This is a genomic window from Halomonas sp. SL1 (assembly GCF_003030865.2).
Taxonomy (GTDB): domain Bacteria; phylum Pseudomonadota; class Gammaproteobacteria; order Pseudomonadales; family Halomonadaceae; genus Halomonas; species Halomonas halophila.
In genome coordinates this window covers 18,555-40,654 of record NZ_PYUQ02000030.1, presented here as the reverse complement: position 1 = coordinate 40,654, position 22,100 = coordinate 18,555, and the positions used below count along the sequence as shown (strand labels likewise).

Below are 22,100 nucleotides of genomic sequence, written 5' to 3'. Positions count from 1 at the left end.
GCGCAAGGCGCAAGGCGCAAGGCGCAAGGCGCAAGGCGCAAGGCAGCATATGCTCGCGCCCTGATACGTCCACACCCCTACAGCTAGGCTGCAGGGGTGTTTTTCTTCCCTCTTCACGCTTCCAGGCGCGCAGCGCCGCTCTCCGAGCTTATGGCGTGCCGCGTCCGACGCGGCCGGGTGGCGGGCACAAAAAAGCCGGCCACGGGGCCGGCAAATCCTTCGCCTTTCAACAGGCAAGGCCAAGTCAAAAAGGGGGCGCGCGATCAGAAGTGGAACTGGGCGCTGGCCTGCAGCCGGCTGGCGTCCACTTCGTCGCCGCTGATCTTCTCCAGGTCGACGTACTGGTATTCCAGACCCACCGTCATCCGCGAGTTGACGTCCCAGATCAGGTTGACGTGGGAGAACTGCACGGTGTCGGTCATGCCCTGGAAGGCCGGGGCATCGTCCGGCAGGTCCTGGCTGACCACCGAGGTGCCGATGGAGCTCATCCAGGCGTCGTTCCATTGGTGGTCCAGGGACACGCCGAAGCTCTGCAGGTCGACGGTCTCGAGGTTGCCGTCGGCGTCCAGGTAGGCGTCCGGGGCCCGGAACTTGGCGCCCGAGGCCGGCACGTAGTCCAGGTAGCCGCCCAGGCCGCTGCCCACCATCATGTTGCCCTTGAGGGTGGTGCTGCCCATCGGCAGCGCCGCCTGGGCGATCACGCCGTAGCCGGTGGCGCTCTCGTCCTGGCCGCTCACCGCCGAGTCGGTGGAGAACTGGCGCACCACCCCGGAGATCCCGAAGTTGCGCTTGTAGCGATAGCGCATGGTCAGGTCCGGCAGCTCGGTATTCTCGTCGGCGGCGCCGCCGGGACCGAGATCGGAGATCGAGGACTCGGGGTTCTCGAGGGCCACCGCGAAGGTGTTGGCGCCCGACTGGTAGGTATAGCGCACCTGCTCGGGGCGCCCGGTGGCGTAGCCGATCGGCCCGCCCAGCTTGAGGATCCGCGGCGTGCCCAGGAAGAACATGGCGTTGGTCCAGGTCTGGCCGGCCAGGAAGCCGTTGTACTCACCGTAGGCGTGGCGCAGGTTGAACTTGTTGTCGGGCGCGAAGTGCCCCTCGACGTAGGTCTTGAGCACCTCGTCGCCGAAGCGGGTCTGGGTGCGGAAGTTCAGCCGCGTCTCCTGGGCAGTGAAGGTGGTCTTGCCGTCGGTGGCGTTGGCTTCGCTTGCGGCGGCCAGCGGATCGGTGATTTCGCCCAGGTCGTAGTCGAAGTCGTAGAGGGCGTCGAACTTGACGTAGCCGCCGAAGGCCACGTCGGTGTTGGTGCCCGGAATGTTGAAAGTGCTGCGGTGGTTCCAGGGCGCGCCCACGCGGCTCGGCTCGCCGGTGACGACGGGCTGACCGGCCTCGACCACGTCGAAGGCCGAGGAACTTTGGGCCGCAAGGAATCCTGCCGGCAGCAGGGCCAGCATCAGGGTCTTCTTGGCTTGCATAGGAGTCTCTCTTGATTCGTTGTTATGAAACGGAAGCTAAAAAATTGTTTTTTTCGTTCATGTTCTCTCGATGTTCCCTCGCCTCTCCTCCATCGCAGTAGTGGTGGTATGAGGCGTCACCGGCTCACCGGTGACGCCATGCATCAGTAGAGGGTCTTCTGGGGCGGGCCGGCGAACTTCAGCTCGCCGACGCTGGCCATGTCCACCTCGACCACCGCCGGGCCGGCACGGCCCACGGCCTCGGCCAGCACGGCCTGGAAGTCGTCGCCGCGGACGACCTTCCAGCGCGGCAGGCCCAGGGCGTCGGCCATGGCCTGGAAGTCCGGGGTGTGCAGGTCGTTGTAGTACTGGCGACCCTCGAAGTACTTGTCCTGGATGCCGCGCATCACGCCGTAGCCGCCGTCGTTCATCACCACCAGGGTCATGTCGAGGCCTTCCTGGGCCAGGGTGGCCAGCTCGCCGACCATCAGCATCAGGCCGCCGTCGCCGACCACGGTGACCACCTTGCGGTCCTCGGCGCCCACGGCGCAGCCGATGCCGGTGGCCAGGCCCTGGCCGATGGCGCCGGCCAGCGAGTGGATGTTGGTGAGCGGACGCTCGCTGGGCAGCAGCCGACTGCCCCAGGTGCTGCCGGAGACGGTGATGTCGCGCACGAAGATGCCGTCCGCCGGCAGCGACTCGCGCACGGCGTCGCAGAGCTTGGCGTACTCGCCGACCTGGTCGCGCAGGGCCTTCTCGGCGGCGGCCACGGCCTTGGCGACCTCGCGGTCGACCTCGGCGTCGGGGGCGCGCTTACCCTCCAGGTGATCGGCCAGGCGCGACAGCACATCGCCGCACTCGCCGCACAGGAAGGCGTCGGCCGGATAGTTGCGATGGGCCGCCGCCGGATCGACGTCGATCTGCACCAGCGGTCGCGGCAGGGCCACCGAGTAGGTGCGGGTCTCGTTGCTGCGCAGCCGCGAGCCGGCCACCAGCATCAGGTCGCTGGCGGCGAACAGCTCTTCCACCGCCGGGGCGCTGTGGAAGGCGCGCAGGCTGCGCGGATGGCTGTCGGGCAGCACGCCGCGGGCGTGCGTGCTGGAGACCACCGGGATGCCGGCGTCGGCCAGGCGACGCACGGCCTCACCGGCCTCCAGGCAGCCGCCGCCGATCCACAGCACCGGCCGCTTGGCGGCCAGCAGCCGCTCGGCCAGGGCGTCGACCTCGGCGTCGGCGACCCGGGCCGGCGCGGCAGGAGACGCCGGCGCGGTCTCGATCCACTCGACCTGGCTGGCCTGGATGTCGATGGGGATCTCCAGGCTCACCGGACCGCGCGGCAGGGTCATCGCCTCCTGGATGGCGCGATGCAGCAGCGGCACCACCTGCTCGGGGGTGCAGGCGCGGTAGGCGCGCTTGGAGCAGGCCGCGAGGAAGCCCATCTGGTCGCGGGTCTCGTGGATGAAGCCGGCGTCGCGATCCAGGTAGGCTTTCTCGACCTGGCCGGTGATGTGCAGCAGCGGGGTGCCGGCGTTGAGCGCCTCGAGCATGGCGCCCACGGCATTGCCGGCACCGGCGCCGGTGCTGGTCAGGGCCACGCCGAGCCCGCCGACGCGGGTGTGGCCGTCGGCCATGGTCACCGCCCCGGCCTCGCCGCGGGAGGGCACGAAGCGCACCCGCTCGCGCTGGCCGATGGCGTCGGCGATCGGCAGGTTGTGAATGGAGATCACGCCGTACACGGCCGAGACCGCGTGGGCTTCCAGGGTGCGGGCGACGGCTTCGCCCACGGTGATGGTCGTCATGATGCTAATCCTCTGTGACCGTGGGCGCTCAGTCGCACCAATTGTTGGGGTTCGCGTCGAGGCCCAGGTACAGGCTCTTCTGCTGCATGTAGGCCTGGATGCCCTGGCGGCCCTTCTCGCGGCCCAGGCCGCTCTCCTTGTAGCCGCCGAAGGGCGTCGAGATGGAGAACTTCTTGTAGGTGTTGATCCACACCGTGCCGGCCTCGAGCCGGTCGGCGAGACGCAGGGCCGCGCGGTAGTCGGCGCTCCAGATGCCGGCCGCCAGGCCATAGACGTTGTCGTTGGCCAGGCCCACCAGTTCGTCCTCGTCGTCATAGGGCAGAGCCACCAGCACCGGGCCGAAGATCTCCTCCTGGCAGACCGCGCTGTCGTGGGGCAGGCCCTCGATCAGGGTCGGCGGATAGAAGCTGCCCGCGGCCAGCTCGCCCTCGCCGGGGATCACGCCGCCGGCGCGAATACGGCCGCCCTCCTCGCGGGCCCGCTCGACGTAGGCCGCCACGCCGTCGCGGTGCGCCTCGCTGATCAGTGGCCCCAGGTGCACGCCCGGGGTCTCGGGGTGACCGACGCGCAGCTCGCGGGCGATGGTCTCGAGACGCGCCATGACCTCGTCGTAGCGGCTGCGGTGGATGAACAGCCGCGAGCCGGCGATGCAGGCCTGGCCGGCGGAGCTGAAGATGCCGTAGGCCACGCCCTTCACCGCCTGCTCCAGGTCGGCGTCCTCGCGGATGATGGTCGGCGACTTGCCGCCCAGCTCCAGGGAGGTGCCGATCAGCTTGTCGGCGGCCACGTGGGCCAGGTGGCGACCGGTGCTGGTGCCGCCGGTGAAGGAGATCTTGCGCACCCTGGGATGGCGGGCGATGGCCTCGCCGATCACCCGGCCGCGGCCCGGCAGCACGCTGAGCAGCCCCTTGGGCAACCCGGCTTCCTCGAACAGCTCGGCGAGCTTGAGCGCCATCAGCGGGGTGGCTTCGGCGGGCTTGAGCACCACGGCGTTGCCGCCGGCCAGCGCCGGGGCGACCTTCTGCATCTCGCTGGCGATAGGCGAGTTCCAGGGCGTGATGGCGGCGATCACCCCGAGCGGCTCGTACTGGCTCAGGGTCAGGAACTCGGCGTTGCGGCGGGTGGGCAGCTCGCCCTCCAGGGTCTCGCAGGCCGCCGCGAAGTAGCGCGCGGTACCGGCGGCGCTGGCCACCAGGCCGCGGGCCTCGGCCAGCGGCTTGCCGTTGTCGCGGGTCTGCAGCGCGGCGAGCTCGTCGAGGCGCTCGCGGATCAGGTCGCTGACGCGATACAGCACCTCGGCCCGCTCATGGGGCAGGCGCTCGCGCCAGGCGGGGGCGCGCCAGGCCGCGTCGGCGGCGGCGATCGCCTCCTCGACGTCGTCGAGGCTCGCGGCGTTGAGCTCGGCGTTGACCGAGCCGTCGGCGGGAAAGCGCGACACCATGGGGTCGCCGCGGCCCTCGCGCCATTCGCCGGCAACGAAAATCTTCAGGGTCATCTCGGACACCTCCCTTAGAACGAGACCGGCTCGAGCGCCTGGCGACAGGCGCGCACCACCGACAGGGCGGCGAGGGTCGAGGTCTTGGGATTGCTTTCCAGGGGGTAGCCGTTGAGCTCGATGGTGAACTCGCCGAAGCGCCCCCTGGCATGAATACGGTGGGTGTTGCGCGTGGTCGCCGGATCGACGGTCAGCTTCACCCGGGTGTCGCGCATGCCCACGCCGGCCAGGGCGATGGTGGCGGCGACGTTGGAGTTGGCCGGGAACAGCCGCGCGGCCTCGCCGGCATCGCCCTCGAAGAACACCGTCTTCTCGGCGACGGCATCGAGGTCGACGAGCTGTTCGGCGTGGCTGCCCTTCCAGCTGCGCGGCGCCTTGCAAGCCTCGTAGGTGACCTCATCCAGGCCGCCCTCGCGGGCCGCCGACAGACCATCCATGCCGGCCACCGCGCCGGACAGCAGCTGCATGCGCCCGCCGCCCTCGCGGGCCGCGGTGGCGAGCCGCTCGTAAAGCGCCTCGTCGGACAGCGCACCGGTGGCCACCACCGCCAGGGTCAGGCCGCGGCGCAGCACCGCCTCGCCGTGTTCGGCGAGGCCCGGCTGGCCGGCGCACTCCACCACCAGGTCGGGGCGCGCAGCGCACTGGTCGATGGCGGTCAGCACCTCGGCCTGGCCGGCCAGGCGGTCGCGCACCCCGGCGGCGAAGGCCTCCGGCACCACCACCCAGGCCAGTTCCAGGCCCTCGGGCAGCAGGCGGTGCACCTCGCTGCCCATGGCGCCGTAGCCGATCATCATCAGTCGTTTGGTCATGGGGTTCTCCATGTCGTCACAGGTGGCGGTTGAAGCCACCGGAGACGTCCAGGGCGGCGCCGGTGGTGAAGGAAGCCATCGGGGAAGCCAGGAAGACCAGCGCGCGGGCCGGCTCCTGCGGGCGGCCCAGGCGACCCATGGGGATGCCACGCTTGGCGGCGATGGCGCCGGTCCATTCCTCCCAGCTCTGGGAGGTGTCGTCGCGCTGCTCGAAGCGGCGGCGCCACTGTCCGGACTCGACCATGCCCAGCAGGATGGAGTTGACCCGGATGCCGTCGCCGATCAGCTCGTGGGACAGCGAGTGGGTCATGTTGAGCAGCGCCGCCCGCGCCGCCGAGGTGGCGATCATGTGCGGTTCGGGCTGCAGGGCCAGCAGCGAGTTGACGCAGGTCAGCGAGCCGATATCGGACGCCGCCAGCTGCTCGCGGAAGGCGCTCAGCGGATTGATAACCCCGAACAGCTTGAGGTTGGCCTCGGACAGCCAGGCCTCTCGCGGGGTGTCGTCGAAATGGGCCACGTAACCCTGGCCGGCGTTGGCGATCAGCATGTCGGCGCCGCCGAATCGACCGCTCACCGCCTCGGCGAAGGCCTGGCAGGAGGCCTCGTCGAGCACGTCACAGGTCTCGGCCAGCAGCTCGGCGGCGGGGAATTCCTCGACCAGGGCAGCGCGGGCCGCCTCGAGCTGTTCGGGGTTGCGGCCGCACAGCGCCACCCGGGCGCCATGAGTCAGCAGCAGGCGTACGGTCTCGAGGCCGATCCCGGAGGATCCGCCGGTGACCACCGCCACCCGGTCTTCGATCATAAAGCTCATGGTGTCGTCCTCGTCTCAGTTCCGGGTGGATGGCGCCAGCAGCGGCCCGGCGAAGGCCGCAACGGCCGCGCCGAAGGCCTCGGGCGCATCGATGTAGCTGGCATGCCCGGCACGCGGCAGGCCGCGATAGGGCAGCCCCAGGCGCTCGGCCAGGGCCCGTGAGGCCGCAGGCGTGGTGATGGCGTCCTCGTCGCCGCACAGCACCGTGGCCGGCACCGGCAGCCCCTCGGACAGGTAGCCCTCCAGGGCATCGTTGGCCAGCATCCAACAGGCCTGGGCGAAGCCCTCGACGTGCAGGCGCTGCATGCCCTCGCGGACCCGGGCGACATCGGCGTCATCGGCGCCATCACGCAGCAGGCGCGGGGCACGGGCAGCGGCATAGGCCTCATGGCCCTGCTCGACCAGCATCGTCCAGCGACTGCGATAGACGCTGTCGCGCTTGGCGTCGTCGGCATCCCGATAGCCAAGGGCCGGATCGGCCAGGATCACCCCGGCCAGCCGCTCGGGCCGCCGAGCGGCGAAGGCACTGGCCATCATCGCCCCCAGCGAGTGGCCGACCAGCACGCAGCGCTCGACGCCCAGGGCGTCGAGCCAGGCCTCGAGGCGCGCGGCGTAGTCGGCCGCCGTGGGCTCGTCCGCGGCCAGCGGCTGGCTGTTGCCGTAGCCCGGGGCGTCCCAGGCCAGCAGCCGATAGCCAGCCAGGTGCGCGGCCAGCGGCGCCCAGGAGGCCGCCCCGGAGCTGATGCCGTGGAGCAGCACGATGGCGGGGCCCTCGCCGGTCTCGCGGTAGGCCTGGCGGCCGGCGTCGAGCGTCAGGGTCTGGGGTGTCATGGCCGGCCGACTCATCCGTTGCGCTTGACCTTGGACAGCGGATGATCGTCCGGATAGGTCGGGATCTGCGGCTTGGGCGTACCCAGCATCACGCACATCAGCGCCTCTTCCTCGCTCTCGTTGAGCAGGCCGCGGTAGATGCCCGGCGGCACGGAGACCACGTCACGCTCCCCGAGCACGGTCTCGGTGTAGTGGTCGCCATCCTTGAGGAACAGGCGAATGGAGCCCTTGAGGACGAAGAAGACTTCTTCGACGTCGTCATGCACGTGCAGCGGCCCCTCGCACTTGGACGGCAGCACCATGGTCGAGAAGGTGAAGTGCTCGGCCGGGATGGTGTTGGTGTCGTTGGCCACGCCGGTGGCGCCGGTGCCGATGTAGCGCATCTGGGCACGGCGATACTTGGGATCGAAGTCGGCCTGGAACTTCAGGGCGTTCCAGTCGTACTTGCGACCCTTGAAGCGGGCGATGCGGGACTCGATCCAGTCCTCGAAGGACAGATCGTCGGGTTTACTCCAGGTAGCGAACTGTTCGGACATGGTGTCTCTCCTCGGGATCGCGCTTGGGTGTCGGGGAGGCCTCGTTGCGCGTGTCGCCCGGCCGACGGCCGGATTCAGGACGAGGGGTCCCCGTGCCGGCCGCCTGCAGGCGACCGGCCTCGATGGTGAAACTTGAGTGCTGCTCGATCGGCCGGACCCGGGGCCCGGCCGTGGCTCAGGCGTCGGCCTTCTTCTGGCGCCGGGTCTCGGCGTCGATGCCGCCCTCGATGGCCCACTCGGTGAACGATTCCAGGGAGTGCTGCATCTCGCGCGGCATCCAGGCCTCGGTCAGGTAGTCCTCGTTGGTGTAGTACTCGAAGGCGCCGCCCAGCGGGCTGTTGACGTACCAGAAGTAGGCCGATGAAATCGGGTGGCGGCCGGGACCGATGAAGGTGCTCCACTGGCGACGGTTCATCGCCAGGCCGCCGCCGATCACCTCGTGGATGTCACGCACGGTGAAGGCCACGTGGTTGAGGCCCGCGCCGCGGTGCGGCAGCTTGAGCAGGAAGATGTTGTGATGGCCGCCTCGCGCCTGCATGCGCAGGAAGACGGCGCGGTCGATGTAGCGATCGGAGACCGAGAAGCCCAGCAGTTCGCGGTAGAAGCGCTCGCTGGCCTCCAGGTCGTCGACGAAGAACACCGCATGACCGATGCCCGCCGGGGTGGCCCGTTCGTAGACCGGGCTCGGCTGGTCGACGCGCTGCATGTCGCCCCACTGGTTGATCGGCGTGACCTCCAGCTCGACGTCCTTGAGACCGGTGGGCCGGATGCACACGGTCAGGCCGTTGGGATCGCGGCACTCCAGGCTGTCGCCGTGGTCGACGTAGCCAGGCTGGTCGCGCAGGCGCTCGCGCAGCGGCTCCAGGGCCTCGAGATTCGCCACGCCCCAGGTCATGCGGCGCAGGGTCGAGCCCTCCTCGAAGGCCGCGGGCAGCGCCGGGTCGTCGATGGCGCGGACCGCCAGGCGGGCGCCGTTGAGCGTCTCGAAGGTCGCGACCCCCGCCTCGCCGTCGACCGGCGCCAGGCCGAAGTCCTCGACGAATTGCTTGCCGGCCTCGACGTCCTCGGCGCCGAACTCCAATGCTTCGATACCCACGATACTCATGTCGATCTCCTGCTTCTGTGTGACGTCGACCGTCACGCTGGGCGACGTCACGGGCACAAGGGGTCCCCGCTCGCGAGGCGAGGGCCTCGCGACAGTCGTCTGGTTGCCTGTTGGCTCGGGCCGAGCGCGGGCTGGTCGAGCGCTCGGCGGGTTGGATCAGGGCGTCTTCATCTCATCTGGCGCTGCCCTCCGACGCTGCCCTGGTGGCCCAGCAGGTTGGAGATGTTGTCGGCCGCCTCGGCAACCTCGAGGCGCAGGCGGTCACGATCCGGCTCGGGGATCTCGTGCGCCGGCACCATGATGCTGACCACGCCCTCGACCTCGCCGTCATGGTTGTAGAGCGGGTAGACGATCGAGGAGATGCCGAACTGGAAGAAGGACTCGGCGATCACGTAGCCGCGCTCGCGGTCCTCCTGGACCAGCTGCCACAGCGCCTCGCGGTCGGCGGGAGCGCCGGGCTCCGCGTCCGGCAGCGCGGCCTCGGGATACAGCGCCTCGAACTCCCGGCGACTCAGGCCGGTCAGCAGCATCCGCCCCAGGGAGGTGCGGTGCGCCGGCAGCCGGGTGCCGACGCTGACCCGGCGCACCGTGGCGTTGGCGGCGCTGACCCGGGCCACGTAGATGACGTCACGGCCGTCGCGGATGGCGATATGGCTCGAGCAGCCGGTCTTGTCGCGCAGCGACTCGATCACCGGCTGGCCGACCTGGACCACGTCCAGGGAGGCGACGTACTCGAAGCCGAGCCGCAGCACGTTGACCCCCAGCGAATACAGCCCGGTGGACGGATGACGCCGGATGAAGCCCATGTACTCCAGGGTCTGGATGGCGCGATAGGCCGTGGCCTTGGGGATGTCGACGCACTTGACGATCTCGGCGAAGCTCATCTCCCGATGGCTGCGGCTGAGCTCCATCAGGATGATCAGGCCACGCTCCAGGCCCGGGATCAGGTACTTCCTTGCGTCCTTCTCGGTGTCGCTCATCGCGTCATCGCCTCTTGGTGTCGGGTCAGTTTCCGCGCCGGCTGGCGGGCTCCTCGCTGAGCCCTGGCGCCCTTGCGCCTACGATACCGGATCGGGACCCGGGAGCCGATTGCGCTTCGGCTTCCCTTGACGGCTTACCGCTGCCGACATTTCAAATATTAAACTGTATTTCTTATTTGATACGCCCTGAAGATAGACGTCGGGCTACCGTTTGTCAAGGCCCGTTGTAGGCGCCAGAAAGATCCTTCAACTATCTGATTTTCATAAAGAAAAAACCCGCTCGTCCGGGCCGTTTTCGCGCCCGGACGCCCGAGGAGCGGGCAAGGGGCGGATCAGGCCCTGGCGGTGGCCGACAGCCGCTTGTCGCGCAGCTCGATCATGCGCCGCGCCAGGGCCTCCAGCAGCGCCATCCGGGTGTCCTGGTGGGCCGGATCGGCCCACAGGTTGCGGGTCTCGCCGGGGTCCTCGGCCAGGTGATAGAGCTCGCCGCCCGCCTCGCCCTCGAACAGGCTGAGTCGCCAGTCCTCGGTGACCAGGGTGGTGATGCCGCTGGCGGCGTCGCCGTCGCGGAACACCTGGATACCGGCATCCTCGATCAGCACCGGCGGCGCCGCCCGCTGCGCGTCGAACAGGTCGCGGCCCTGCATGCCGACCGGCGTCTTCAGGCCGGCCCGCTGCAGCAGCGTCGGCGCCAGGTCGATGGCGCTGCCGAGCCGCCCCGAGACGCGCCCGCCCGGCTCGGGCGAGCGCGGGTCGTGCCAGATCAGCGGCACACGCACCACGCTCTGGAAATGCAGGCCGAGCTTGAGCACGGTGCCGTGATCGCCCATGTAGTCGCCGTGGTCCGAGGTGAAGGCCACCACGGTGTCATCGGCGAGCCCCCGCTCGGCGAGCCGGGCCAGCACCTCGCCCACGGCATCGTCGACCATCGAGATGCTGCCGTAGTTGAGGGCGATGATCTCGCGCAGCTGGCGCTCGGACAGGCTCAGCGGCCAGTGGCTGTCGGGCTCGTCGCGCCCCCAGCGGTAGGCCGCCAGGGCCGACTCCGGGAGGTCGGCGATGGCCTCGACCGAGCGCCCGACGGTGGCCGGCAGCACCACCTCGTCGGGGTCATACATCGACCAGTAGCGCCCGGGCGGGGTGAAGGGGTGATGCGGGTCGGGGAAGGACACCACCAGCACGAAGGGCGTCTCGTCGTCCTGGTCATCGAGGAAGGCGCAGGCCTGGTCGGCGACGTAGGCGGTCGAATAGTCGCCTTCGGGCAGCGCCGTGCGCCAGCACTGCGGCGCCGTGACGCCCTCGTCGGGCAGGGCGTTGGCCGGCCCGCGCAGGGCGTCGGGATCGGCATGCCGCTCGCGCAGCCAGCCGCTGTAATGGCCCTCCACCTGGTCACCGTGGCCGATGCACAGCCGCACGTGCTCGAAGCCGTAGTAGGGGGTAGGCAGCTCCAGGCCCGGCGTCTCGGCCCAGCGCCGGCGCACCTCCCAGCGGTAGGCCTCGCCGTCGCGCTGGCGGCGCAGGCTGTGCCCGAGCGCGTCGGACAGCGTCTCGCCCTCGCCGCCCTGGCGCCGCGCGGGCGCCGGGATGTCGGTGACGTTCTGGAAGTGCGCCTTGCCGATGTAGCCGGTGCGATAGCCGGCCCCGCGCAGCGCGTCGGCGAAGGTCACGCTGTCCAGATCCAGCGGAATGCCGTTCTGGCGCACGCCGTTGACCGACGGCTGCTGGCCGGTGACCAGGCAGGCCCGATTGGGCTGGCAGATCGGCGTGGCCACGTGGAAGCGCGTGAATCTCACTCCCTTCGCGGCCAGGCCATCCAGGTGCGGCGTGCGCACGGTGGGGTCGCCATAGCAGCCAAGGTGCTCGGCGCGCTGCTGGTCGGTGATGAAGACGATGAAGTTGGGGCGTCGCATCTCTGCCTCCTCGCTCGGGGTCGCCGGCTCAGTCGAACATCAGGCCGACCGGCCAGGTGACGATCTCGGGGAAGGCGAAGACGATGGCGATGGCCAGGAAGTCGCAGACCAGGAAGGGCACCGCGGCCCTGTAGATGCTGCCCATCCGCGTGCCCTCGGGCGCCACCGCCTTCATCACGAACAGCGCGGCGCCCAGCGGCGGCGAGGTGGAGCCGGTCTCGATGGCGATCAGGAACAGCACCGCGAACCACAGCGGGTCGAAGCCGAACTGCTCCACCACCGGCACGAAGATCGGCAGGGTGATCATCATGATCGGCAACGGCCCCATGAACATGCCCAGCACCACGATGGTCAGCACCATGGCCAGCACGATGGTCTTGTCGCCGAACGGCAGGCCGAGCACCGCGTCCATCAGGCCGAAGGTCGCCCCGGTGAAGGACAGCAGCTGGGTGAAGGCGATGGCCCCGGCGACGATCAGCAGCACCATCACCGAGATGGCGGCGCTTTCGAACATCGAGCTCTTGAAGATGTCGAGATTCAGCCGGCGCTTGAGCAGCGCCAGCAGCACCGTGGCCACCGCACCGGACGCCGCCGCCTCGGTGGGCGTGGCCAGCCCCAGGAAGATCACCCCGACCACGGCGAACACGATGATGCCGATCGGCAGGATATTGCGGGCCCCGGCTTCGAGCTTGACCCGCACCGGCGTGGGCGCGACGTCGAAGGACGGCGCCACCTCCGGCTGCAGGGTGCAGCGACCGAGGATGTAGATGGTGTAGAGCACCGCCATCAGCAGGCCCGGCAGGATGATGGCGATCAGCAGCCGACCGATCGGCAGCTCGGCCACCACCCCCAGCACCACGGCCAGCGAGCTCGGCGGAATCATGATCGCCAGGCCGGCGGACCCCAGCACCGGCCCCAGCGACATGGGCTTCTGGTAGCCGCGCTTCTCCATCTCCGGCACCAGGCTCGAGCCCAGCAGGGCGATGGACCCCATGCTGTTGCCGGTCAGGGTGGAGAACAGCACTCCGCCGCCCACGGCCATGAAGGCCAGCCGGCCGCGCAGCTTGCCGAACCACTTGTCCAGGGTGTCGAGCAGGTCGTTGGCGATGCCCGAGCGGAACATCACCTCGCCCATGATCATGAACATGGCAATGGGCACCAGGGTAAAGCTGGTCAGCGCGCCGGTGGTGTTGATCACCAGCTGTTCGACGCCCGACATGCCGCCCAGCAGCACATAGGCGCCGACCAGGTTGACGACCAGGAAGGCGAACGCCACCGGCATGCCGAGCATCATCAGCAGCAGGAGCGGTCCCATGAGCAGGAGCAGCGTCAGCCACCAATCCATATCAGCCTCCAGGGGAGTGTTGTCTGTGCGCCGGCCGCGGGGCTCAGCGCTTGAAACTGTCGAGGGTCTGCGCCACGAACTGGATCGCGAGCAGCAGCATGCCGAGGGGAAAGACCAGGGTGATCAGGTAGCTCGGCGGTCGCATCAGGGTGGTCTCGCGCATGCCGTACTCGAACTGGTCGAGGGTCACCAGGCCGCCGACCCAGGCGCAGCAGCCACAGGCCACCGCGGCCAGGGCGCACAGCACGCCGACCAGCAGGCGCCGCGGCCACTCGGGCAGCGCATCGGTGACCAGGTCGATGGCCACGTGGCGATGCTTCTCGAGCAGGTACGGCGCGCCGAGGAAGGTCATGTAGAGCAGCGAATATTCGCTGAGCTCGATGACCCAGACCAGGGAGTGGTCGAACAGCACACGGGAGAGGATCTCCAGGAACACCAGGGCGGTAGCGGCGACCAGCACCAGGCCGCTGAGCCAGGCCAGCCACAGGTTCAGCCGGCTGATGCCGCGCATGAACGCCGAAGCCGGCGGGCGCGAGACGGAAAGGGAGTCATCCATAGCGAGGGCCCCGAAAGGTGGTCGGACCCCGGCGCCTCAGGGGGCGCCGGGGGCGCGGGGTCGATCAGTCGACCAGCATGGCCTTGAGGTCGGCGTGCAGTGCCGGGTCGACGTCCTCGGCCAGCTTGTCCCAGGCCGCCTCGATGGCGGTGGCGATGTACTGGTCGGCGGCGTCGCCGGTCAGCTCGACCTCCTGGAAGCCGGCCTCGTCCATCTGCCGATAGCCGTCGGCGATGATCTCGTCCCAGCTGGCGTCGATCTCGGGGGCCAGCTCATCGCGCAGGTAGGCCTGCACGCGGCCCTGCAGGTCTTCGGGCAGCTCGCTCCAGGCCTCCGGGTTGACCAGCACATTGAAGCCGGCCCGGTAGTAGGAAGGCGTGATGTAGTAGTTGACCACGTCCTCGAACTGGTCGACCCAGCCGAGGTTGCTCTGGGCGAAGCCGTCGATCACGCCGCGCTCCATGGCGGTATAGATCTCGCCCATGGGCAGCACCAGAGGCTCGGCGCCGAGCGATGCGACGAACGGCAGGATGGTCGGGAAGACGCGGATGCGCTTGCCGGCGATGTCGTCGAGGCCGGTGACTTCGTCCTTGAAGAACAGGAAGAACTTCACCGGGCTCGCCGGGATCTCGCCGAGGAAGTGCAGGCCGCGCTCGGCGTGGACCTCGGTCATCCGGCTCAGGTAATCGGTCTCGGCGATCTCGGCGTAGGTCTTGAACGACAGGTTGGAGGCGGTGGCCGAAGGCACCAGGCCGGAATAGTAGCTGGGGCTGGTCAGTGCCATGTCGATGGAGCCGTTGCGCACCGCGTCGGCCAGGCGGAAGGGCGGCATCACCTCGGGGCCGCCGCGCCAGTTGATCTGCAGTTCGCCCTCGAACTCCTCGTTGATGGCCGCGACGAAGGCCTCGAAGCCGTGGGAGACCACCGCGGACTTGGGCGTGAAGGACACGGCGTTGAGGGTGACTTCCTCCGCCTGGGCGGCCCCGGCGGCGACGGCCAGGGTCGCGCCCAGCAGGGACGTGGTCAGCAGCTGCTTGGTCATGTGGGGTTTTCCTCGAGTGTTGTTATTGGAGCGATCGGAGAGCGGCGGCCGGTGTCAGGCCAGCGCCACGCCCCAGGCGTCATAGCCGTAGACCCAGTCGGCATTTCCCTCGCCCTTGAGCCAGTCGTTGGCCCGGGAGCCGCGCTGTACCTTGGCGGTGCGTTCCTTGCGGGCCGACTCGTAGCGTTCCAGCGCCGCGGAGAGCCCGGCGCGGTCGACGTCTTCCAGGCAGCGCGACAGCACCACGGCGTCCTCGATGGCCATGCAGGCGCCCTGGGCCATGAACGGCACCATGGGGTGGGCGGCATCGCCGAGCAGGGTGGCATGGCCACGCGACCACTGGGGCATGGGTTCGCGGACATAGAGCGCCGACTTGGTGACGCTCTCGCAGGCCGCCAGCAGCGCGCGCACGTCGGGATGGAAGTCCCGGTAGACCTCGCGGAGCTCCTCGACGTCGCCGGGCAGGGTCCAGGACTCCTCGCGCCAGTCGTCCTGGGCCGTGGTGGCGAAGACGAAGACCTCCTCGCCGCGGGTCAGCGGGAAGACCACCACCTGCACGTCGGGAGACGGCCCCCACCACTTGGTGAAGGCGTCCAGATTCTCGAGCTCCGGCACCGCGCTGCGCGGCACCACCGCCCGGTAGGACACCAGACCGGTGAACTCGGGCTGATCCTCGCCGAACAGCGAGCGCCGCACCGCGGAGTGAATGCCATCGCCGGCGATGATCAGGTCGACGTCCTCGACACTGCCGTCGGCGAAGTGAATGCGTGGCTGCGGCTCCTGCTCGACGCGTTCGGCCTGCTTGCCCAGCCGGATAGCCTCCTCGGGCAGAGCCTTCTCCAGGGCCTGGAGCAGATCGCCGCGATGGATCGTCAGCTGCGGCGCGCCGTAGCGCTGCTCGGCGGCCTCGCTCATGGGCAGCCGCGAGGTTTCCTCGCCGGTGTCCCAGGTGCGGCTGATGCGGTGGGTCGGACGCGCCGCGGTCTCGCGCAGCACCTCGCCCACGCCCAGGCGATCCAGGGCGCGCACGGCGTTGGGGGTCAGGTTGACGTCGGCACCGATGCGCAGGAACTGCTTGGCGCGTTCGAAGACGATGGCCTCGTGGCCCTGTTGACGCAGCGCCAGCGCCGCGCAGAGACCGCCGACACCCCCGCCGCAGATACCGATCTTCAGGCTTGTCATGCTGTTGTTACCTTTGTTGCCATCCCAGACGGCGCGCCGCTCGGCGTGCCATATTTGAAACTTTGTTTATTATTTGATGATAGCAATGTAGGCCCGCCATCGGGCTTTGTCAAACGTCGCCCGAGCGGTCGCCGAGGGTCGACGCACGACCCTCAGGGAATCAACAAGATAGAGCTGGAAGAGAGGCGCCGACCCGAACCGGGCCGGCGCCGGCCACTCAGTAGCGGCGGACCAGGGGGAGCAGCACCACGGCGCCGAGGAAGGCCATGGTCATCATGAACATCAGCCCGGCGGTCATGTCGCCGGTGGCGACGATCAGCGCGCCGATCAGCACCGGCACCAGGGCGCCGGAGAAGTTGCCCAGGCCGTTGAAGATGCCGCCGGCGGTGGCGCTGACGTCGGAAGGCGTGGCCTTGGCCAGCAGCGCGAAGACATTGGGCGCGCCGACGCCCCACATGGCGGCACTGAACGACATGGCGGCGATCATCGCCCAGTTGGAGTCTTCGATGGAGACCACCATCAACAGCCCCAGGCCCGCGCCGAGCATGGCGATCGAGCACATCAGCGCGCGGCGGTCGAAACGGTCGGAGACGATGGCGCCGACCACCTCGCCCAGCAGCATGGCGAGAAACGGCAACGAGGAGAAGATCCCCGCCTGGTCGAGGTCGATGCCCTTGTCCTGCACCAGATAGGTGGGCAACCAGCTGTTGAGGCCCCACAGGTAGGCCAGGAAGGCGACGTTGAACAGGCACATCGACCAGAACGACCAGCGCTTGAGCAGCCGACCGGTGGCCAGCTTGTGGGACGACAGCGGCACGTGGGACTGCTCGCTGTGCTGCAGCGCCGGGGAGCGGGTCGTGACGTCGAGGCGCCGGAACACCAGGTAGACCAGCAGCATCACCGGCACCGTCAGCAGCGCGATGGCGAAGAAGCTGGCCCGCCAGCCGAATTGCTCGACCACCCAGATGGTGAAGGGAAAGCCCAGGGTGGCGCCGATCGGCGTGCCCAGCAGCCACAGCATGGTCGCCCGGGCCTGCTCGCGGGGTGGGAAGAGCCGTTTGACGATGGTGTAGGCCACCGCAAACATCGGCCCTTCGGCGATGCCCAGCAGCACCCGCAGGCCGAGCATCAGGCCGTAGTCGTCGACGAATCCCATCACCGCCATGATGCTGGCGGTGAGGATCAGCATGCCGTAGAGACAGCTGCGGGGGCTGAAGATGTCGCCCAGGAAACCCAGGAACATCGACGAGGCGCCGTAGGAGAGCAGGAAGCCGGTCATCAGCAGGCCCAGCTTGGTCGACTCGCCGACGAGCCCCAGGTCGGCCTGGAAGGAGGGGCTCGAGATCAGCACGGCGACGCTGATCTTGTCGAAGAACGACAGGATCACGCAGGCCAGCAGGGCCAGGGGCACCAGCCAGCGGCGCGCGCCGCGCGATGACTCGGCCACGGGCGAAGCCCCGGCCGTCAGGGCCGGGGCGGCGGTATCAGACATCGATTCACCTTTATCATTGTGTCGTCAGGGACGGTCGGTTCAGCGCTGCTGCATCAGGTTGTAGTCGGGATCGCCCAGCGCCTCGGGGTCGAGCACCCGCTCGGCGGCCAGCCAGCGCTTGCCGAGCTTGATGGCGCGCGGCTGGTCGAAGGCCACCATCTGTACCAGGCGATTCCCGTCGTCCAGGTAGAAGAACACCGGCCCCTGGGGGTCGCGGCGCACCACGCAGTGCAGCTCGCCGCTTGGCACGCCGAGGATCTGGATGTTGACGCCGTGCTGGTCGGACCACAGCCAGGCCGGCTCGTCGTAGTGGGCGTCCTTGCCGAGCATGGCGTCGGCCACCACCCGGGCCTGGTTCTGGGCGTAGGCCCAGGACTGCAGGCAGAGCCCCAGGTGGGGATGCTGGGCCACGTCGCCGGCGGCGAAGATCCGCGGGTCGGAGGTGTGCCCGGCGGCGTCGATGACGATGCCCTGCTCGGTGGCGAGCCCCGCCTCGCGGGCCAGCTCCAGGTTGATCTCGACGCCGGTCCCCACCACCACCAGGTCGTAGGGCTCCCGGGTCTCGCCATCGGCCACGACGCTCACCCGGCCGTCGTCCTCCTCGCCCAGGGCGATGTCCTGGCGACCGAGCTCCAGGCCGACGCCTTCGCGCTCGTGGAGCTCGCGGATCGCCTCGGCCACCTCGGGCCCCACGCTGCGACCGCACAGCGCCGGAGCGCGCTCGAAGACATCCACCTCGACGCCCAGCTTGCGGGCGCTGGAGGCCACTTCGAGGCCGATCCAGCCGCCGCCGATGATGCCGACCCGGCGGCTGCCCTCGAGCTTGGCCTTGAGTCGGGTGGCGTCGTCCCAGGTGCGCAGGGTCATGACGTTGGCGAGGCTCGCCCATTCGGCCACCGGCAGCCGCGGTCGGCTGCCGGTGGCGATCAGCAGGCGATCGTAGGGCAGCCGCTCGCCGTCGTCGAGCACCACTTCGCCGGCCGCGCGGTCGATCTCGACGGCCCGGCGCGGGCGCCGCCAGTCGATGTCGAGCGCCGCCAGGCTGTCCTTCGGGAACAGCCGCGGCAGCGGCTCGCTCTCCGTGACCACGCCCTTGGACAGCGGCGGCCGCTCGTAGAAGTCGTGGGGCTCGTCGGCGACCACGGTCAGCCGGCCCGCGAAGCCTTCGCCGCGCAGCGCCTTGCAGGCATAGCCGCCGGCCTGGCCGCCGCCGATCACCACGATGTGCTGGATATCGCTTGCCATGTGCACCACCTCAGTTGAAGACGAAGCCGCCGTTGATCGGGATCACCTGGCCGGTGACGAAGGTCGACCAGTCCGAGAGCAGGTAGAGGATGGTTCCGTCCACGTCGTCGGGCTGCTGCTCGCGCTTCAGGGCACGCCCCTGGGCGTAGTAGTCGTAGCGCTCCTGGGGCACGTACTCGGTGGCCTCGCAGTGGGTCAGCCCCGGGGCCACGGCGTTGACGCCGATGCGGCGCTCGCCGAGCTCGCGGGCCATGGAGCGGGTCATGGAGATCACCGCGCCCTTGCTGGCGACGTAGGCCATCAGCCTGGGCGCGCCCCACAGGGCGGTGTCCGAGGCCAGGTTGACCACCCGGCCGCCGCCGCCGGCCTCGAGCAGCGGCACCGCGGCGCGGGTCATCAGCCAAGTGCCGCGCACGTTGACCGCCATGACCCGGTCCCACAGGGCCAGGTCGTAGTCCATCATGGTCTCGCCGCCGACGCCGGTGGCGATGGCCGCGTTGTTGACCAGCCCGTCTAGGGCACCGCCCTCGGCGACCCGTGCCATGCCCGCCTCGATGGAAGCGGGATCGGCCTGGTCGATGACCAGCGCCTCGACCTCGGCGCCGCGCTCGCGCAGCGCCGCGGCGGTCTGCGCAAGCTCGGTCTCGAGGATATCGCTGATCACCAGCCGCGCGCCCTCGGCGGCGGCGGCCTCGGCGACGCTGCGGCCCAGGCCGCGGGCGGCCCCGGTCACCAGGATGCGCTTGCCCTTCAGCATCTCGGCCATGTCAGGCCGCCTGCTGGCGCTCGGCCAGCTGCTTCTTGGCCATCTTCAGCATCACCCGGCGCAGCCGCGAGAGGCCCACGTCGTGCTGGTAGAGATTCTCGTGCGTTCGGGCCTCGGGAGCCAGGTTCTCGAGGATAATGCGATCCTGCTCCAGCACGTCCCAGTGCAGCTGCTCGAGCTTGGTGCGGTAGAAGAAGCGCCACACCTGGCGCTGCCAGCCGTCCACCTTGCGCACCCGCCAGAAGAACACCCGGGTGTGCTCCTTGTCCTCGGGCACCGCCATGCCGACGATCCAGAACGGACCGCCCGGGCCGAAGCGCTGCTGGTAGGGGATCGACAGGCGCAGCCACAGGGCATTGGTGTTGCCGAACTCCACCCAGTCGAAGTTGACCCCGGTCTGGCCGGTCTTCTTGAAGATGAAGCCGCTCTCGGTGGGCTCGAGCACCATCTCGGCCTGGCGGTCGCCCTCGGCCATGGAGTGCGAGTCCGAGTGCAGGTAGGTGCCGTGCATCGGGTCCATGACGTTGTCGATGGCGTACTGGTAGTTGCACTTCCAGGTGGCGGTGCACAGGAAGTGGCCGTAGGTCTCGCCGTCGGTCAGCTGCTCGGGCAGCGCGAGCTCGCCGGGCTCCTCGTCCGGGCTGGTGCCGAAATAGACGAAGATGGCGCCATGCGCCTCCTGGATCGGATAGCGACGCACGCAGGCCTGGCCGACCAGCGGGCTGTTGCTGATCGCCGGTACGTCGCAGACCTCGCCCTCGCCGTTGACCTCGACGCCGTGATACCAGCAGGCCAGGCGATCGCCCAGGTTCCAGCCCTTGGACAGGCGCGCGCCGCGGTGGGGGCAGCGGTCCTCGACGGCATGCAGGGTGCCGTCGAAGCCGCGCCACAGCACCAGGTTCTCGCCCAGGCGGGTGATGCCCACGGGGTTGCTGCCGACCTCCCAGCTGGCGGCGACGGGATACCAGAGGGAACGCAGGCCGCTGTCCAGATAGTCCTGGACGGCGGTGTCGACGGAGGATGCACTAGTCATGTCTCGACCTCGTTATGTCTTGTATTGGCAAGGGGACGCGCCCCGGGCGGCTCACTGCCCGAGCACCGCCACCTCCTGAAGGAAGCTTTCCTGGGTCCAGGCCTGGCCGTTGCGATCGTGGCGATGGCGAGCATTGAGGCCCTCGACCACGGCGTCCAGCTCGGTCGCGCCGTCGGCGAAGACCTCCTCGAGGGCCGCCACCAGGGCATGCTCGAAGGCGCCCGGGGCGCTGGCGCGGGTCTGCCACACGGGATTGGCGAAGCCGCCCGGCGTCTCGATATGACCCTGGCCCGGCTCGCTGGAGGGAATGATGCGCTGCCACTGCTTCAGTTGGGGGTTGTAGTCTTGCTGGGCCATGGTTCAGCTCTCCTCGCTGGTCTCGAGTTGTACCTCGTCGTCGATGATCCGCACCGGGTAGACGTGGAGGTCACGGTCGGCGGGCTCGCGCAGGCACTTGCCGCTCTTGATGTCGAAGGTCGCCTCGTGGAGCGGGCACTCCACCTGGCCGTCCTCGACGAAACCCTGGGACAGCAGGGCATAGGCGTGGGGGCAGACGTCCTCGAGGGCGTAGTACTCGCCGTCGAGCACGTAGACACCGATCTCCTTGCCGTCGACCTTGGCGGAGTAGGGGAAGTCTTCCTGCACCTGATCGGTCTTGCAGACGGTAGTCCAACTCATGGCTCGGTCCTCTTCGGTCGGGGGATGACTCATCCCTGACGAATCTCTTATTTAAGACGAAGTTTTTTATATGATCCTTGGCGCCAGTATAGGCACGCCGGGTCGGCTGTCAAATACTATATAGTATTGGGTCGGCACGACGACAGCGTCACCTGCCTACAGCATGGGCAGGCGGCATGGGAGCGAGTTCAAGGGACCGGTGGGCGTTGCCTAGGTTTCGTGCGAAAAGTCGGCGAGTGCTGGCAGTTTTCGTGAAAGGCCTAACGCAGCTCGGTGCGCAGGGAGAGACGATAGTCGTTGGCGGGAATGTGCATGATCTGCCAGGCCACGGTGGTGTCGTCGGCCAGGCGATAGAAGGTCTCGAGGCGCAGCCCCAGCGGCGGGTCATCGGCCTGGCCGGGCAGCATGACCCGGGCCGCGGGCTTTGGCAGCCGCACCAGCCGTACCCGATTCTCGGCATGGCTGACCGTCACCCGGGCCCGGGCCTCGAGCAGCGGCAGCACGCTCTCGTGCTCCAGCGCCTCGGCCTCCACCTCGAGCAGCGGCGACGCCATGTCGGCGCGCAGGTAGATCTCGGTATGGCAGTCGAAGGCGCCGTCGATGCGATCCTGGCGCACCAGCCGCACATGGCCTTCCTCGCACGGCCCGAGGATCTCGCGCCAGTTCCCCTGGAGGCTCAGTCGCTCGCGCTTGAGCAGGCGGATGAACACCATGCGCACCCGGGCGCCGTCGGGGCGCAGGAAGCCGAACGCCGGGGTGGTGATCTCGCGGCGATGGTCACCGCCGGCGACGAAGGTGCCCAGGCGCCGCTGGCGATAGAGCTCGCCGCTCTCCACCAGGTCACGCAGCGCCTTCTGCACCGTGCCGAGGCTCAGCGGCAGCGCCTCGGCCAACGCCTGCTCGGTGGGCAGGCGCGCGCCCTCCTCCAGCCAACCCTCGACGATCAACTCGATGATCGCATCGCGCATGCACAGGTACTTAGGCGATCTGGGGGAGCGTTCGAGGTGCCTGGCGACACGATCGGCCAGCAG

General features: G+C 69.0%; 21 protein-coding genes. All 21 read right to left on the bottom strand.

Annotated features, from left to right (window positions below; all coding sequences use genetic code 11):
* Positions 1–263: 263 nt before the first annotated feature.
* The 21 genes from C9J49_RS16330 to C9J49_RS16230 all read right to left on the bottom strand — a co-directional run bounded on the left by C9J49_RS16330 (position 264) and on the right by C9J49_RS16230 (position 22,037).
* Positions 264–1,475, bottom strand: a complete 1,212-nt coding sequence (locus C9J49_RS16330) for a DcaP family trimeric outer membrane transporter (protein WP_107182184.1) — start codon at positions 1,473–1,475, stop codon at positions 264–266.
* Positions 1,476–1,618: 143 nt separating this feature from the next.
* Positions 1,619–3,253 carry a thiamine pyrophosphate-binding protein gene (locus tag C9J49_RS16325; protein WP_375700495.1) on the bottom strand — a complete coding sequence of 545 codons (1,635 nt, stop codon included), beginning with the start codon at positions 3,251–3,253 and terminating at the stop codon, positions 1,619–1,621.
* 28 nt (positions 3,254–3,281) lie between these two features.
* Positions 3,282–4,748, bottom strand: coding sequence for an aldehyde dehydrogenase (locus tag C9J49_RS16320; RefSeq protein WP_107182185.1), 1,467 nt, complete (start codon positions 4,746–4,748; stop codon positions 3,282–3,284).
* Positions 4,749–4,762: 14 nt separating this feature from the next.
* A complete protein-coding gene (locus C9J49_RS16315) occupies positions 4,763–5,557 on the bottom strand; it encodes an aspartate dehydrogenase (protein WP_111382335.1) in 795 nt (264 codons plus the stop codon).
* A gap of 16 nt (positions 5,558–5,573) precedes the next feature.
* Positions 5,574–6,368 (bottom strand): SDR family oxidoreductase, encoded by a 795-nt coding sequence (locus tag C9J49_RS16310; protein ID WP_111382334.1) that lies wholly within the window; start codon positions 6,366–6,368, stop codon positions 5,574–5,576.
* 15 nt (positions 6,369–6,383) lie between these two features.
* A complete protein-coding gene (locus C9J49_RS16305; protein ID WP_111382333.1) occupies positions 6,384–7,199 on the bottom strand; it encodes an alpha/beta fold hydrolase in 816 nt (271 codons plus the stop codon).
* A gap of 11 nt (positions 7,200–7,210) precedes the next feature.
* Positions 7,211–7,735 (bottom strand): cupin domain-containing protein, encoded by a 525-nt coding sequence (locus tag C9J49_RS16300; RefSeq protein ID WP_111382332.1) that lies wholly within the window; start codon positions 7,733–7,735, stop codon positions 7,211–7,213.
* 175 nt (positions 7,736–7,910) lie between these two features.
* A complete protein-coding gene (locus tag C9J49_RS16295) occupies positions 7,911–8,840 on the bottom strand; it encodes a VOC family protein (protein ID WP_111382331.1) in 930 nt (309 codons plus the stop codon).
* A gap of 167 nt (positions 8,841–9,007) precedes the next feature.
* The gene (locus tag C9J49_RS16290) at positions 9,008–9,820 is read right to left on the bottom strand and encodes an IclR family transcriptional regulator (protein WP_111382330.1); all 813 of its coding nucleotides are present in this window, start codon (positions 9,818–9,820) and stop codon (positions 9,008–9,010) included.
* A 332-nt stretch (positions 9,821–10,152) separates the two neighbouring features.
* Positions 10,153–11,730 carry a sulfatase gene (locus C9J49_RS16285; RefSeq protein WP_111382329.1) on the bottom strand — a complete coding sequence of 526 codons (1,578 nt, stop codon included), beginning with the start codon at positions 11,728–11,730 and terminating at the stop codon, positions 10,153–10,155.
* A 28-nt stretch (positions 11,731–11,758) separates the two neighbouring features.
* The gene (locus tag C9J49_RS16280) at positions 11,759–13,075 is read right to left on the bottom strand and encodes a TRAP transporter large permease (RefSeq protein ID WP_111382328.1); all 1,317 of its coding nucleotides are present in this window, start codon (positions 13,073–13,075) and stop codon (positions 11,759–11,761) included.
* A gap of 43 nt (positions 13,076–13,118) precedes the next feature.
* Positions 13,119–13,631 (bottom strand): TRAP transporter small permease, encoded by a 513-nt coding sequence (locus C9J49_RS16275; protein ID WP_111382327.1) that lies wholly within the window; start codon positions 13,629–13,631, stop codon positions 13,119–13,121.
* A gap of 64 nt (positions 13,632–13,695) precedes the next feature.
* Positions 13,696–14,673, bottom strand: a complete 978-nt coding sequence (dctP, locus tag C9J49_RS16270) for a TRAP transporter substrate-binding protein DctP (RefSeq protein WP_111382326.1) — start codon at positions 14,671–14,673, stop codon at positions 13,696–13,698.
* A 54-nt stretch (positions 14,674–14,727) separates the two neighbouring features.
* Entirely contained in the window at positions 14,728–15,855 is a 1,128-nt protein-coding gene (locus C9J49_RS16265; RefSeq protein ID WP_111382325.1) for an FAD-dependent monooxygenase, read from the bottom strand.
* Between the two features lie 217 nt (positions 15,856–16,072).
* The gene (locus C9J49_RS16260; protein ID WP_111382324.1) at positions 16,073–17,347 is read right to left on the bottom strand and encodes an MFS transporter; all 1,275 of its coding nucleotides are present in this window, start codon (positions 17,345–17,347) and stop codon (positions 16,073–16,075) included.
* Between the two features lie 39 nt (positions 17,348–17,386).
* Complete coding sequence (locus tag C9J49_RS16255; RefSeq protein ID WP_111382323.1) at positions 17,387–18,592, bottom strand: NAD(P)/FAD-dependent oxidoreductase; 1,206 nt, start codon at positions 18,590–18,592, stop codon at positions 17,387–17,389.
* Positions 18,593–18,602: 10 nt separating this feature from the next.
* Complete coding sequence (locus C9J49_RS16250; RefSeq protein WP_111382322.1) at positions 18,603–19,358, bottom strand: SDR family oxidoreductase; 756 nt, start codon at positions 19,356–19,358, stop codon at positions 18,603–18,605.
* Between the two features lies 1 nt (position 19,359).
* Positions 19,360–20,391, bottom strand: a complete 1,032-nt coding sequence (locus tag C9J49_RS16245; protein WP_111382321.1) for an aromatic ring-hydroxylating dioxygenase subunit alpha — start codon at positions 20,389–20,391, stop codon at positions 19,360–19,362.
* 51 nt (positions 20,392–20,442) lie between these two features.
* Positions 20,443–20,748, bottom strand: coding sequence for a recombinase-like helix-turn-helix domain-containing protein (locus tag C9J49_RS16240; protein ID WP_111382320.1), 306 nt, complete (start codon positions 20,746–20,748; stop codon positions 20,443–20,445).
* A 3-nt stretch (positions 20,749–20,751) separates the two neighbouring features.
* A complete protein-coding gene (gene nirD, locus C9J49_RS16235) occupies positions 20,752–21,069 on the bottom strand; it encodes a nitrite reductase small subunit NirD (RefSeq protein WP_111382319.1) in 318 nt (105 codons plus the stop codon).
* Positions 21,070–21,329: 260 nt separating this feature from the next.
* On the bottom strand, positions 21,330–22,037 hold the full coding sequence (locus tag C9J49_RS16230) for a GntR family transcriptional regulator (RefSeq protein ID WP_111382318.1): 708 nt from the start codon (positions 22,035–22,037) through the stop codon (positions 21,330–21,332).
* Positions 22,038–22,100 lie beyond the last annotated feature (63 nt).